A 12,797-nucleotide genomic window follows, 5' to 3' on the forward strand; every position below is an offset into this window, starting at 1 on the left:
CCGCCGCGAAAGCAACCGGTCTCTTTGCCAGCGCGCCAGGCTTTTCGGTCAGCTTCTCAGTCCACGACGAGGTCGAACGGCATGGCCGGCTTCCCGCGTGATGGCTCGGCGGCATCTGCTGCCTGCGTGGCCTGCACCGCCGATCCCTTGCCGGTCTGCCAATTGAGCATCAGGTCGATCATCGCCGCCTGACCGCGCGCCGTCAGGCACACGAAGGTGCGGCGGCCATCGCGCCCATCATCCTCCCGCTCCACCAGGCCCCGCGCTTCGAGGATGCGCAGCCAGCGCAGCGCCGTCGTTGGTGGCACATTGGCCCCGATGCATGCACTGGTCGTGGGCACACGGCGCGTTTCGGCGGCGGCGATGAACAGGTCGAGCAGGATGTCCCAGGTCGGCTCGCCGAATAGGTCGGCTGCCAGGAACCGCTCCCGCCGCCGGCGACCGGCATAGATTTCCCGTGCCATGGCCAGAGCCGGTGCCGGAATGGCCGGACGCGCTGCGGCCATGGGCGTGGTACCACCCATGAATGGCTCGTTGCCAAAGGCCATGCTCCGCATGCCACTGCCGCGCTGCGCCGCGGCCCGCATCGAACGGACTGTCATGCCGCCCTCCCCACGCCGCCGGCCGGGTGCGGCGCGATCAGGTCAACCGCCAGCCGTGATAGTCGCCCAGACGGCGCGAGCGCTGCATGTGCGCGGCCGTGCCGAAGATGAGCACCAGAAGCTGGAGTGAAAAGGGAACCTGCGTCATGACCCAATAGGCCTTGCGCACCATCGCCAGTTCCCAAAGCTTGGCGACATGGCCCAAGACCACCAGCGCCTGCGCGGCGCTGACCGCCAGGGGCCAGGCGCGGTTGGCCCGGACGGCCACCCACAACAAGACGATAAACGCCCAAAGATCGATCACCAGGTGACCGGGGTTCACCGCAAACCATGCGGGATCTCCAAAGATTGCGTGGTTGGCCACGTCCAGCGCGAACGTTGCGAGCAGGATCGCGGCCACCGATTGTTCCGGTTCGCCGCCCTTGCGGGCCGCGAACACCACGGCGAAGGCCAGGAGAATGCGGGGTAGCCATAGCGAAAGCATGGGCTGTCACATCCTCCATACCCAGGCAGTCGACAAGCTCAGGCCGCGTCGGCCACGGCCGAATCGGCTGCGGCGTCCGGATCGACCAACGTGGCCGTCTTCGGACACGCATCGTTCCCACCCATCGTTTCGACAGCGATCGTGCTCAGCCGTCCATGCACGCGCGCCAGTTCTCCCCCGGCATCAACCATGGCCTGCTGGCTCTTGAGCAGGCGCATCAGCGCATCCTGCCCCAGGAACGGAGGCAAGCCGGCCTCACGCCGGGCGGTGACCATCGAGGACAGCAGGTTGGCCTGGCGGATCAGCGCTTCATCGAGCGCGGCCTCGGCATCGTGCAGGTCGCGGGTCACCCGCATTTGCGCCACGGCCGGCGACATCGTTGCCGGAGTACGAGCGCCAAAGGTCTGGGTCTGGTTTTGCTTGGTATTGGTCATCGTCATTTGCCTCCACACGGCACCAGCGGTGCCGTCCCCTGTGATGCGGAGGACGATCGACGGACTAGCGATCGACGATCCTGGACAACTGCGAAAACATCGTCAGTCCACCCAGAACGGTCAGGATCAGGACCATCGCGATCAGAGCGGTTGCCCCCAATCGCATCATGGTCCCATAGGGCCCGTCAAACATCTCCGGAAGGACGCGATGATACCCTTCCGCCGCCGTGGCAGCCGTAGGCATGGCGGCATGATCCCCATCATCGCCGCCATCGTCAGCCAAGGCATTGGGGTCATCGCGACCTTCCTGATCCTTGTGCGTCGGATTGTTGCCGTTGGCGACCGCTGGCGAACCATATACGGGTTTTACGGATAGCTCCAAAGAGGCCGGAGATTCCAACAAAAGTCTATATGCCTGAGCCACTTCGTTGCGTGACGCGACACCCAGCTTGCCCCGCGCCAGCAGGATCCGCTGATCGACCGTATAGGGCGAGATCCCGAGGATCCGGGATATTTCCTTGGACGTCTTGTGCTGAATCAAAAGGTCCAGCACCTCGCGCTGCTTGGCGGTCAGGGCGTCCAGCGGAGATTCGGATGGAGACGAAATAGTCATGGTTCCCGAACCATCCTACCGACAGCGCCGTCAGCTTGCCACCCCAGAACCGCGCATTCACACGTCGCTGGCACAAGGCACGGATGAACAGGGATATTCATGAACTGGCAAACTTCGTCAGTGGCATGGTTTGATCTGTAACAATGGTTAACGCAAAAGCACACCCACCGGGCGCGCAATCCGATTGCATATCCACGACCGGGGCCACATAACTTTTGCCATAAGGAGGACGACAGGGTTGGAGGTTCTTCACATGTATGCCCGGCGCAGTGGCAAGGTATTGGCGTTGTGCCGCCTTACGATGGCGGTCCTGTTCATGGCCGGGATTCTGTTTTCGACCGACATTCCCTTGCGTAATCCGGCGCTGACCCAGGTTCTGGTCGGTGGCTATGTGCTGTGGGCGATCGGCCTGACTACCGCCGCCTGGTTCGACTGGTGGTACGATTGCCGGCTTGCACCCACAGCGCAATTTATTGATTTCACAGCCTTTTCTTCGGCAATTTATTTCATGGAGCGTCCACAAGGCGTGCTTACCGGGCCGTTCCTGGTGTTCGGCACGTTCCTGCTGCTGGTGGCGCTGGTGCGTTGGGGGCAGAGAGGCGTTGCTGCCACAACCGCCGGCTTGATCCTGGCGGCGATCGTACCCGCGGCGATCCTGACATTCGATGGTGCCGGCCCCAACCCCCTGCGCTTCATGCGCGGCGTGATCTGCATGATCGTCGTCTCGATGCTCATGCTGTGGCTGGCCAGCCGCCAGCGCGGCGTGCGCGTGGTGACGCTGCCCGATCCGTCGGGGGCACCGGGGGCACGGCGCAGCCGCGTGCTGTCTAGCGCGTTGCGCCATGCCTGCATCACGATGGGCGCGCGCGGTGCGGCACTGGCCGTGGCCTGGGGCGACGAACCGTGGATCGACCTGCTGGTCGAGCAGGATGGCGCCTTGACCAGCGAGCGCACAGGACCGGGCGTGCTGTCCGACGCCGTGAGCGCCGCTGCGCACCCGACGCTGTTCGACCTGCGTCGCGGCCGCCGCATCGGCATGGCAGGCGATCACCAGCTTGCGGTCGCACGCGGCCCCTTTGCCTCGCCGCTTGCGGAGCGATGCGGCGTCAACGAAGGCATTCTCGCCACGTTCAATTCGGTTTCCAGCCAGGGCCAGTTGCTGGTCTGGGGCATTCCGTCGATGGCCGTCGACGACCTGCCCTGGATGAGCGCGCTGGTGCGCGAGATCGGCCTGGCACTCGATCGCGAGGAAATGGCCACGCTCGCCAAAAGCTCTGCCGTGGCCGAAGTGCGCAACGCCCTGGCGCGCGACCTGCACGATAGCGTGGTCCAGTTCCTGGCCGGCACCATGTTCCGCCTGGAGGCACTGCGCCGCCGTCTGCGTGACGGCAAGGACCCGGAAGGCGAGATCGAAGCGATGAAAGACGCGCTGCGCCGCGAGCAGGCGCAGTTGCGGGTGATGATCGACCGCCTGCGCCGGGGAGAAGATGGTGACCGCTCCAGCGATATCACCGAGGAACTGTGCAGCCTGGTGGAGGAAATGGCGGCGCACTGGCGCATCCGCGTGACCTTTTCCGCCCATTCCGGACCGCTCCAGATTCCCATCCGCCTTGCCTACGAATTGCGACAAATGGTGCGGGAAGCGGTTGCCAACGCGGCCCGACATGGCCAGTGCAGCGAAGTGACCATCTCTCTCGACCACGACGGCACCATGCTGACCGTCACGATCGCCGACAACGGCATCGGCTTCCCCGGCGCGGGACCATCGCGCCAGCCGCGCTCGATCACCGAGCGCGTCGCGGCCCTGGGCGGACGGGTGCATATTGCCGAACACTCCGACAACCAACTGCGCCCGGGCGCTCGCCTCGACATCGAGGTTCCCACGCGCATCCATGCATGACAGGCCTGAAGGCATGACCACCATTCTTGTGGCGGACGATCACGGCTTCATCCGCGCCGGTGTTTCCGCCGTGCTGCACGACAGCCGCTTCCACGTGGTTGCCGCCACGGCCAGCGGGGAAGAAACGCTGGCCGCGATCGCCACGCATGATCCCGATATCGTGCTGCTGGACATCAACATGCCCGGCATGAACGGTGTGCAGGTACTCGAAACCCTGCGCGCGCGCGGCGATCGGCGCCGTATCGTGCTGTTGACGGCAGAACTGACGGACCGCAACCTGTTGGCGGTGATGCGCGCTGGCGTCGAAGGCATCGTGTCCAAGGAAGGCGCGGGCGATGAACTGATCGAAGTCCTCGACAAGGTGCAGGAGGGCGAACGCGCCATCCCGGCCGACCTGCTGCAACGCGCACTCGATCTTTCGCTGCATCCGGATGGCGCCGGCCCGCTCGACCGGCTCAACCCGCGCGAGCGCCGCATCGCCCGGCTGGTGGCACGCGGCATGCGCAACCGCGATATCGGCGCCGAACTCAACATCGGCGAAGGCACGGTGAAGGTCTATCTCCACGCCATGTACCAGAAACTGGGCATCGAGAACCGCACCGAACTGGCGCTGATGGCAGTCAACGACCTGACAGACTGACCGGTCCCCACCCCGAAAACGCAACCGGCGCGCCCTCCCCCCCAGGAAGACGCGCCGGCCGATCGGTCCGCGCGCAATACGCCCGGACCGGACCAGGATAGGCTCATGCCGGCGCGAGCACCAGTGTAGCTGCCGCCGTGTTGCTGATCGGGATGTGGTAGTTGCGGGTCACTTCGGCCTGCGGCCCCTGGCCCAGCGCGCCGCGTGCCGCGATCCAGTTGACGATCTCCACCCCTTGGGTACCGGCGATCGCTGCAACCTCCTCGGTCGAATGACGCAGCAGTGCCTCCGGCTCGTTGGCCAGGTGATCGAGGCAGAAGCGGTCGTAATCGGCGTTGATGAACCCGGCTCGCGACCCGTCGAGCTGATGCGACAGGCCGCCCGAGCCGATAACCACCACGCGGGTATCGTCCTGCCACGATTGCAGCGCGCGATGCACGGCACGCCCCAGGTCGTAGCAGCGCTGCGGCGAAGGTAGCGGATATTGCACCGTGTTGATCGCGATCGGCACGATCTTGACCGGCCAGGCTGCCACGTCGGGATAGGCCAGTTCGAAGGGGATCGACAGCGCGTGGTCCACCTTCATCTTTTGGCACATCGTCACGTCAAAGCCGCTGCCCACCAGTTCCTCGATGATATGCCAGGAAAGCGCCGGATCTCCTTGAAAGGTCTTGTAGACGGGCAAGCCCCAGCCCTCGTCCTCGTTGGGATAGTCCGCCGCCGCGCCCACCGCGAAGGTGGGCATGGCATCGAGGAAGAAGTTGAGCCCGTGATCGTTGTAGAACACGATGGCCACATCCGGACGGGCCTGGGCCAGCCATTGCCGCACCGGCGGATAGCCATCGAAAAACGGTTTCCAATAGGGCTGGCTCTGGTCTCCGCGCGCGATGGCGCCGCCGATGCCGGGCACATGGCTGCTGAAATAGCCACCGATGATCTGCGCGCTCATGCCGCCAGTCCTTCGCTGTGTCGCTCGGGAGCGCAGCCGGCCGCCGTGCCCTGGTCGAGCAGGTATTGCTTGAATTCCGCAACGCTCATGCCTGTCTGCAACGCCCCCAGGTCCTGGACATTGAGCCCGAAGATGCCGGCCAGCTTGGCGAGGTAATAGACATTGCCGCCCGCCTCGATCATGCCCAGCACATCGCGCCGCGCCACTGCGTCGCGCTGCTCGGCCGTCAGGTTGTAGCGCCGGCAATAGCCTTCCTCGTCGGCCAGGAACGCGGCGCGATTGGCCTGGTCGTTGAACGAAAAGCACATGGCATTGAGTTCGAAGCCGCGACTGGCGAGTTCGCCGTCGAACAGCAGCGTGCCGGCGATCCCCCGCCGCAGCGCCATACTTTCAGGATTGGTCATCGCTGCATCCTCCTTGCCTGCCCGGATGCTGGTCATCGCGGATCAGGCCACGACAACACCCTAGGCGGCGCGCGGAGCCGCCACCTTGACTCACGTCAAAGGCTCGCCCGCCACCTCCGCCGGATCGCATAGGGATGGTTACGCAAGGGGCTGACCGGGCTTTTCAACCAGGGGGCAACGCCGCCAAGGCACGGACATGGCCCTGACCAACGCCGAACGGCAACGCCGTTATCGCCAGAAGCTCAAGGCTCGCGCATCGGGAGAAGCAGCGGGCGATCTCGTGCGCGCCATGGTGGAGCGCGCGATTGCGGTGCTCTGGCGGATGCGGGCCGAAACATCGCCGGAAGATGCCCTGATCGATCCCGGCCAGGCTCCAGCGTCCACGGCGCAAACCACGCTTGACGCTTTCCGTGCCGGCCTTGCCCGCCATCCAGCCAGCCTGCTGGCGCTGTGCCGATCAACCTTGCACGGCGGCGCGGCGCTCCGGCCCGAAGACCGCGCCTTGCTGTCCAGCCTGCTGGAAATCGAAGCCGCGCTGCGGCTTTCCCCACAGCGCTCGCGTTAGGGCGATCTTAAACAAAAACCTTAACGAAAAATGAAAATTGCACTGCATTTTGTGGGCTTTGCAGGTTAACACTGTTTTACAAACGGTCCAGCGCGGGGATTCGCCCGTGCGAAAGAGATTCAAGGGGCGCACATGAGAGTTCTGACCGGGATTTCCGGCGCCATGTGCGCTGCGCTGGTCAAGCGGCGTGGACGGGGGCAGCAGGCCATGCTCTGCGCCGCTCTCGTGGTCTTGCCTTCGCTGCTGCGCCTGCTCATCGAGCCGGAACCCGGCACGATGCCATTCCTGTCATTCTGGCCTACCGTTCTGCTGGGAACCCTGTTGCTCGATACCGGTTTTGCCGTGCTGGCGCTGTTCGGTTCGCTGGCGGTGGCTTTTGCGCTTTTTGCCCGGCCGGTCATCGGCATCGTCTGGGACGGACGCTCGGTCGTGTCGCTGGTCCTGGGCATAGCCTGCGTGGGCCTGGTGATGACCACCGCGATGGTTGCCCGCGCCACCGTGCGAGAGCTCGATGCGCGGACACGCCAGCAGGAATCGTTCAACCGTGAGTTGCGCCACCGTTCGCGCAACCTGCTGGCCGTCATCCAGGCGCTCTCGGCGCGCGGGCCCCGCGCCGAAAACCCGATCGATTTCTTCCGAGAATTCTCCGATCGCCTGGAAAGCCTGGCCAAGGCCAGCGACCTCTTGCGCATCGGCACCGAGGCCGAAGGCCACCTGCCCGAACTGATCGAACGGACCATCGCACCCTTTGCGCAAGGGTCGCGCATCCGGTTGAGCGGCCCTGCCTGCCTCGTGCCCGATCAAAGCTGCATTCCCCTGATCATGGCTGTCCACGAATTGGGCACCAACGCGGTCAAGCATGGCGCGCTGTCCGATCCGGCCGGCTGGGTGGACTTGCGCTGGTTCCTCGCCCCCGACGGCGACCGGCTCTATCTGCTGTGGAAGGAATTGGGTGGCCCGCTGGTCACGCCCCCGGTGCACCAGGGCACCGGTTCGCACCTGCTGCGCGCCCAGCCCGGTCTGGAAGCGGTAGACCTCATGTTCGATCCCAAGGGTGTCTGGTGCGAAATGCTGATCGTTGGCGCCCGCGCCGGCACCCCGGCCGAAATGGCGTAATCGCGCAGCCCTCTGCCAGCGCCACAATCCCATAACGTAACGCCAGCCCGGCTTTCCCGGGGCCGTAAACGCGCGCGCTAAAGTTCCGCGACGGAGGTTTCTGCGGATTACCCGTCGGCGCGCCGGTGCCATGCCCATTGGCTATCGGCGATCGTATGGGGAATTTTCGACGTGGATCGGCAAATGCTGCGCCTGTTCCTGCGCAGGTATCGCGGAAATCTGGGATTGGTCGCTGGGGCCAGCCTGCTGCTCAACGTCCTGGTCTTTGCCGGATCGGGCTACATGATGCTGGTCTACGATTCGGTGCTGCCCAGCAGAAGCATCCCCACGCTGGTGGGGCTCTTCGTGATGCTGGTCATGATCTACGTGTTTCAAGCGATTTTCGAGGCAATTCGTGCCGAAGCGCTGCTGGGCGTGGCCAACGGCGTGCACGACGACCTGTTCGGCGCGGTGCACTATGCCACCGTTTCGCGCCCGCTGCGTGCGGGGGCGGACAAGGGGGACGGCCTCCAGTTCGCGCGCGATCTCGATTCGATTCACACGTTCCTGGCCGGCGCTGGACCGGTCGCGCTGATCGACCTGCCCTGGGTCGCGATGTTCCTGATCGTGCTGGCCGCGCTGCACTGGTGGCTGGGCATCACCGCGCTGGCCGGGGTGCTGGTCATGGCCGTCCTTGCGCTGTTGTCCAACCGCCGCACGCAAAGCGCCTCGCGCGAACTGGCGATGATCACCGGGCAGCGCAGCGCGGCAACGCTTTCGGAAATCCGCTTTGCCGAATCCGCCTTTGCCATGGGCATGCAGGATCGCCTGGTGGCGCGCACCTCAGGATGGGAGGGACAGTTCATCGCCGCGCAGTCGGCGCTCGCGCGCACAGTCTCGCGCCTCGGCGGGGCCAGCCGCACGTTCCGCATGCTGCTGCAATCGATCATCCTCACCGTCGGCGCCTTGCTGGTGATCGACGACAAGGCCAGTGGCGGGGTGATCTTGGCCTCCTCCGTCCTGTCTGGCCGCGCACTGGCACCGGTCGATTCAGCCATTGCCAACTGGAAGGGTCTGGTTGCCGCGCGCAGCGGCTGGGGTCGCATTGTCCAGGCCATCGCCACGTTCCGCCGCCCGCCCCAACGGCATGTGACCCTCGATCGGCCGCGCGGCGAACTGGCGCTGCGCGATCTGTGGGTGGCGCCACCGGGCACGCAGCGCTTCACCGTGCAGGGCGTGTCGCTGGCGCTCCAACCTGGGCAGGCGCTGGCCGTGATCGGCCCGAGCGCCGCCGGCAAGACGTCGCTGGTGCGCGGCATTCTCGGCATCTGGCAGCCGCAGCGCGGCGAAGTGCGCCTCGATGGCGCCACGCTCGACCAGTGGGATCCCGAAGCATTGGGCAGCGCCTTCGGCTATGTGCCGCAGACGGTGGACCTGATCGACGGCACCGTGGGCCAGAACATTGCCCGGTTCGATCCGGCGGCCACGTCTGACGCGGTGATTGCCGCCGCCCGCGCCGCCAGCCTGCATGATGCCATCCTCGCCCTGCCCGATGGTTATGACACCATGGTCTCGGCCGGCGGCAGCGAGTTGTCCGCAGGCCAGCGCCAGCGTGTCGGCCTGGCCCGCGCGCTTTATGGCAATCCGCATCTGCTGGTGCTGGACGAAGCCAATTCCAATCTCGACGCGGTGGGAGACGCCGCGCTCAACCGCGCAGTCACCGAAATGCGCCAGCGCGGCGGGATCGTCATCATGATCACCCATCGCCCCGCCACGCTTGCCCCGATCACGCACGTCGCGGTGATGCAGAACGGGCGGCTGGTCGATTTCGGGGAGCGCGACATCGTCATGCAACGCACGCTCCAGCCTGGCGAGACGGTCACGACAAGCGGCAGCGCCCCGGCGGCAGGCCGACTGGCGCAGGAGGCGGCACGATGAGCGCGCCCCTTGCCCCCGGTGCCGCGCAACAATTGCTGCCGGCCCTCTGGACCGACGCGCCGGAGGAAGCCAGGCCCCATGCCCCGCGTCTGCTGGTGCGGCTGGTGGCGGCATTGGCCGGGCTGATGATCCTGCTGTTTGCCCTGGCGGCGCTGGTGCCGATCGGCGGCGCCGTGATCGGCGGCGGCCAGGTGGGCGTGGAAACCCGCGTGAAGCGCATCGCCCATCCCACCGGCGGGGTGATTGCCGCCATTGCCGTGATCAACGGGCAGCACGTGCGCCAGGGCGAACTGCTGATGCGCCTGGACGACCGCGTGACCGGCGCGGACGCGACCTATTCCAACCTCACCGTGGAACAGTTGCTGGCCCAGAAGGCCCGGCTTGAGGCGGAGCGGCTGGGCCTTGGCCAAGTGGTCTTTCCGCCGGAACTTGTCGGCTCGGCCAACCCCAGCGCGCGCAAGGCCATGGCCGACGAACAGCACCTGTTCGCAATGCGCCAGACCGAGGAAGGCCAGTTGCGCGCACAGCTTTCCGCGCGCGTCGCGCAATACAACCAGCAGATCACCGGCCTTCAGGCGCAGATCGACGCCTTGCGCCAGCAGCGCCACCTGATCGAGCCCGAACGCCAGGGCGTGCGTGACTTGTGGGACAAGCAGCTCGTCACGATCAACCGCCTCAACCAGTTGGAGCGCACCGCCGTGGATATCGATGGCCAGGTGGCACAATTGCAGGCGCAGATCGCTCAGACCCGCGCCCGTATCACCGAAGCGCAGGAGCAATCGATCCAGACGGTGCAGACCCGCCGCGTTCAGGCCGGCACCGATCTTGCCCAGGTCAACACCGCGCTCAACCAGCAGCAGTTGCGCAAGGTCAGCGCCTCGGACCAGAAAGACCGCAGCGAGATCCGCGCGCCCTATTCCGGCACGATCGAGAAGATCGCTTTTGCCGCGATCGGCGATGTGGTGCGTCCGGCTGAACCGATCATGGAAATCGTGCCCGATCATGACGTGATGATCGTGGAAGCCTCGATCAGCCCGACCGACATCGACCAGGTGCGCGTGGGCCAGGCCGCGCGCGTGCGCTTCTCGGCCTTCAACCGCGCCGCCACCCCGGAAATCCCCGGCCGCGTGATCTATGTCGCCACCGACCGCACCGACAACCAGGAAACCCGCCAGGCCTATTACACGGTGCGCATCGCCGTGGATCAGGCCGCCGTGCAGCGTGAAGGCCTTGCCCTGCGCAGCGGCATGCCGGCCGAGACCTACATCGAAACCGGCAACCGCTCGCTGCTGTCCTACGTCACCAAGCCGCTGCGCGACCAGTTCATGCGCGCCTTCCGCGACAACTGAGAGGGGTTTTCGCCATGTCTCCTTCGCTCTCACGCGCTGCGCGTTCAATGTCCCTGCGTCATCGGCGTGTCGCGCTGGCCTGCTCCTTGACCTTGCTCGCCCTGTTTGGTTCGCCCGGCGCACGGGGGCAGGAAACTGCAACGGGCGATGCGGCCGATGCCGAGATGGCCGATGCCACGCCGCTGGACCGAGCCGCCGCCCTGCCCGCCGAAACGCCGGCCGATATCGTCGAAGGCACACTGGCCGGTCGGCCAATCACCACGCTGACCGACGCCTTGCGCTATGCCTACTGGACATCGCCTGTCCTGCTGGCCCAGCGCAGCTCGACGCAAAGCAGCGCGTGGGGCGTGGCCCAGGCCCGCGCCGCCTATGGTCCCAAGCTCGACTACGCCCTCACCTATGGCTGGACCAAGGACCGCTTCGAGATCGCCAAGGGCGTGTTCCTGCGCCGCAGCGGCTGGACTTCGACAGCCACCGCCGTGCTGACCCAGCCGCTGTTCACCTTCGGCCGCGCCTTCGCCAACGAACGCGGCACGCGCGCCCAGGCGGCCTACCAGTTGGCCGTGCTGCGCTCCACCGAACAGCAGGCGCTGCTCGATGCAGTCGACGCCTTTGTCGGCCTGCGCCGCACGCGCGCCGCAGTGGCCATCGCGGCAGACAACCTGGCCGCGCTGACCCGCGAATTGACCGACAATCGCGCCCGTCTTGCCGCGCACGAGGTGACCGCCACCGATATCCAGCAGGTGGAAACCCGCGTCGAGCTTGGCCGCGTGCAATTGCTCGCCGCGCAGCGCGACGCCGGGACGGCCGAAGCGGCCTTCGTTCGCATGATCGGCACCCGGCCGGGAGACCTCGCCCCGCCCCCCGCGCTGCAACTGCCGGTCGCCGATCTGGAAGAGGCCTATGCCTATGCCGAGGCGCACAACCCGCTGATCCGCGCCGCGCAGGAACGCGAGCGCGCCTCGCGCGCCAGCGTCGAAGGCGCCAAGGCCGATCGCCGCCCGCGCCTGGACTTTCAGGGCACGGCCGCCCTGCTCCCCTATTCCGCGGGCTTTTCCAACTACTCGGACACCTTGCGCCAGACGGAAATCAAGGGCGTCGTCACCTTGTCCGGCCCGCTGTTCGACAGCGGCGAGCGCGCCGCGCGCATCCACGCGGCCGAGGCGGCCAACGACGCCGACTGGCGGCTGATGGATGCCACCTTGCGCGAAAACCGCGCCACGCTCGCGGGTGCCTGGAACGACTGGCAGGCACAGACCACCGCGATCGACAACCTCGCCCGCGCCGTGGACTCCGCCCAGAAAGCCTATGACGGCGCCGTCTTGCAGGAGCGCGCAGGGATGTTCACCACGCTCGACGTGCTGCAACTGGCGCGCGAACTGCTCCAGGCGCGCAGTGCCTACAACGAAGGCATCGCCGGCGCCTATCTCGCCAAGGCACAAGTGCTCGCCGCGCTCGGCGCGCTGGATGCCGCGTGGCTGCTGCCCGACGCCCCCCGGCACGACGCGGCGCAGGACGCCTGGCGCGTGTCCGGCAAGGCCGACGTCCCGCTGATCAGCGCCAGCTTCCGGGCGCTGGATGGCCTGGTGGAAGGCTCCGGCCGCCCTCGCCCCTCACGCGATCCTGCTGCACAGACCCACGCAGGCCCGGCACAAATGGATGCAACGCCGAATGGCGTTATCAGCCCTGAACCGCTGCCAAATCCCTAGGCCGCGTGGTGCGTTGCAGGCGCACTGGTAACGGGAAATGGTGGTTGGTAGACCCTAGCACTACTTTGGCAGATTATGCATTGGCGGGTCGCTGGGGCGGCATCCGCAGTGCGGG

General features: G+C 66.2%; 13 protein-coding genes. 7 read left to right on the plus strand and 6 right to left on the minus strand.

Annotated elements, in window-relative coordinates:
• Positions 1-56 precede the first annotated feature (56 nt).
• From IE191_RS11060 to IE191_RS11075, 4 genes are all read right to left on the minus strand, one after another.
• Entirely contained in the window at positions 57-602 is a 546-nt protein-coding gene (locus IE191_RS11060) for a MarR family winged helix-turn-helix transcriptional regulator (RefSeq protein WP_191324410.1), read from the minus strand.
• Positions 603-639: 37 nt separating this feature from the next.
• Positions 640-1,086, minus strand: a complete 447-nt coding sequence (locus IE191_RS11065; RefSeq protein ID WP_191324411.1) for a hypothetical protein — start codon at positions 1,084-1,086, stop codon at positions 640-642.
• A 38-nt stretch (positions 1,087-1,124) separates the two neighbouring features.
• Positions 1,125-1,520 (minus strand): hypothetical protein, encoded by a 396-nt coding sequence (locus IE191_RS11070; protein ID WP_229815252.1) that lies wholly within the window; start codon positions 1,518-1,520, stop codon positions 1,125-1,127.
• Between the two features lie 64 nt (positions 1,521-1,584).
• Positions 1,585-2,133 (minus strand): helix-turn-helix transcriptional regulator, encoded by a 549-nt coding sequence (locus IE191_RS11075; RefSeq protein ID WP_191324412.1) that lies wholly within the window; start codon positions 2,131-2,133, stop codon positions 1,585-1,587.
• Positions 2,134-2,449: 316 nt separating this feature from the next.
• On the opposite strand from IE191_RS11075, the gene IE191_RS11080 reads away from it, so the two are divergent.
• Positions 2,450-4,033 (plus strand): sensor histidine kinase, encoded by a 1,584-nt coding sequence (locus IE191_RS11080; protein ID WP_191324413.1) that lies wholly within the window; start codon positions 2,450-2,452, stop codon positions 4,031-4,033.
• 13 nt (positions 4,034-4,046) lie between these two features.
• Positions 4,047-4,673 carry a response regulator gene (locus tag IE191_RS11085; protein WP_191324414.1) on the plus strand — a complete coding sequence of 209 codons (627 nt, stop codon included), beginning with the start codon at positions 4,047-4,049 and terminating at the stop codon, positions 4,671-4,673.
• Between the two features lie 103 nt (positions 4,674-4,776).
• On the opposite strand, the gene IE191_RS11090 is transcribed toward IE191_RS11085, so the two are convergent.
• Both IE191_RS11090 and IE191_RS11095 read right to left on the minus strand, forming a co-directional pair.
• Positions 4,777-5,622 carry a class III extradiol dioxygenase family protein gene (locus IE191_RS11090; RefSeq protein WP_191324415.1) on the minus strand — a complete coding sequence of 282 codons (846 nt, stop codon included), beginning with the start codon at positions 5,620-5,622 and terminating at the stop codon, positions 4,777-4,779.
• On the minus strand, positions 5,619-6,026 hold the full coding sequence (locus tag IE191_RS11095) for a protocatechuate 4,5-dioxygenase subunit alpha (protein ID WP_229815253.1): 408 nt from the start codon (positions 6,024-6,026) through the stop codon (positions 5,619-5,621). The genes IE191_RS11090 and IE191_RS11095 overlap by 4 nt, the downstream gene beginning before the upstream one ends.
• Positions 6,027-6,222: 196 nt before the next feature.
• On the opposite strand from IE191_RS11095, the gene IE191_RS11100 reads away from it, so the two are divergent.
• The 5 genes from IE191_RS11100 (at position 6,223) to IE191_RS11120 (ending at position 12,682) form a co-directional block, all read left to right on the plus strand.
• Positions 6,223-6,591 (plus strand): hypothetical protein, encoded by a 369-nt coding sequence (locus IE191_RS11100; RefSeq protein WP_191324416.1) that lies wholly within the window; start codon positions 6,223-6,225, stop codon positions 6,589-6,591.
• 132 nt (positions 6,592-6,723) lie between these two features.
• Complete coding sequence (locus IE191_RS11105; protein ID WP_191324417.1) at positions 6,724-7,707, plus strand: sensor histidine kinase; 984 nt, start codon at positions 6,724-6,726, stop codon at positions 7,705-7,707.
• Between the two features lie 183 nt (positions 7,708-7,890).
• Complete coding sequence (locus IE191_RS11110; protein WP_229815254.1) at positions 7,891-9,624, plus strand: type I secretion system permease/ATPase; 1,734 nt, start codon at positions 7,891-7,893, stop codon at positions 9,622-9,624.
• Complete coding sequence (locus IE191_RS11115) at positions 9,621-10,973, plus strand: HlyD family type I secretion periplasmic adaptor subunit (protein ID WP_191324419.1); 1,353 nt, start codon at positions 9,621-9,623, stop codon at positions 10,971-10,973. Before IE191_RS11110 ends, IE191_RS11115 begins: the two co-directional genes overlap by 4 nt.
• 47 nt (positions 10,974-11,020) lie before the next feature.
• On the plus strand, positions 11,021-12,682 hold the full coding sequence (locus tag IE191_RS11120; RefSeq protein WP_229815255.1) for a TolC family protein: 1,662 nt from the start codon (positions 11,021-11,023) through the stop codon (positions 12,680-12,682).
• The last annotated feature ends 115 nt before the right edge of the window (positions 12,683-12,797 follow it).

Origin of the sequence: Novosphingobium pokkalii (assembly GCF_014652855.1) — a bacterium.
In the GTDB taxonomy this organism is placed as follows: domain Bacteria; phylum Pseudomonadota; class Alphaproteobacteria; order Sphingomonadales; family Sphingomonadaceae; genus Novosphingobium; species Novosphingobium pokkalii.

Bases quoted from the DNA above. Each gene is read 5' to 3' on its own strand.
- IE191_RS11075 (WP_191324412.1), bottom strand. From the start codon at position 2,133: ATGACTATTTCGTCTCCATCCGAATCTCCGCTGGACGCCCTGACCGCC.
- IE191_RS11070 (WP_229815252.1), bottom strand. From the start codon at position 1,520: ATGACCAATACCAAGCAAAACCAGACCCAGACCTTTGGCGCTCGTACT.
- IE191_RS11065 (WP_191324411.1), bottom strand. From the start codon at position 1,086: ATGCTTTCGCTATGGCTACCCCGCATTCTCCTGGCCTTCGCCGTGGTG.
- IE191_RS11085 (WP_191324414.1), top strand. From the start codon at position 4,047: ATGACCACCATTCTTGTGGCGGACGATCACGGCTTCATCCGCGCCGGT.
- IE191_RS11105 (WP_191324417.1), top strand. From the start codon at position 6,724: ATGAGAGTTCTGACCGGGATTTCCGGCGCCATGTGCGCTGCGCTGGTC.
- IE191_RS11100 (WP_191324416.1), top strand. From the start codon at position 6,223: ATGGCCCTGACCAACGCCGAACGGCAACGCCGTTATCGCCAGAAGCTC.
- IE191_RS11080 (WP_191324413.1), top strand. From the start codon at position 2,450: ATGGCCGGGATTCTGTTTTCGACCGACATTCCCTTGCGTAATCCGGCG.
- IE191_RS11060 (WP_191324410.1), bottom strand. From the start codon at position 602: ATGACAGTCCGTTCGATGCGGGCCGCGGCGCAGCGCGGCAGTGGCATG.
- IE191_RS11095 (WP_229815253.1), bottom strand. From the start codon at position 6,026: ATGACCAATCCTGAAAGTATGGCGCTGCGGCGGGGGATCGCCGGCACG.
- IE191_RS11090 (WP_191324415.1), bottom strand. From the start codon at position 5,622: ATGAGCGCGCAGATCATCGGTGGCTATTTCAGCAGCCATGTGCCCGGC.
- IE191_RS11115 (WP_191324419.1), top strand. From the start codon at position 9,621: ATGAGCGCGCCCCTTGCCCCCGGTGCCGCGCAACAATTGCTGCCGGCC.
- IE191_RS11110 (WP_229815254.1), top strand. From the start codon at position 7,891: ATGCTGCGCCTGTTCCTGCGCAGGTATCGCGGAAATCTGGGATTGGTC.
- IE191_RS11120 (WP_229815255.1), top strand. From the start codon at position 11,021: ATGTCCCTGCGTCATCGGCGTGTCGCGCTGGCCTGCTCCTTGACCTTG.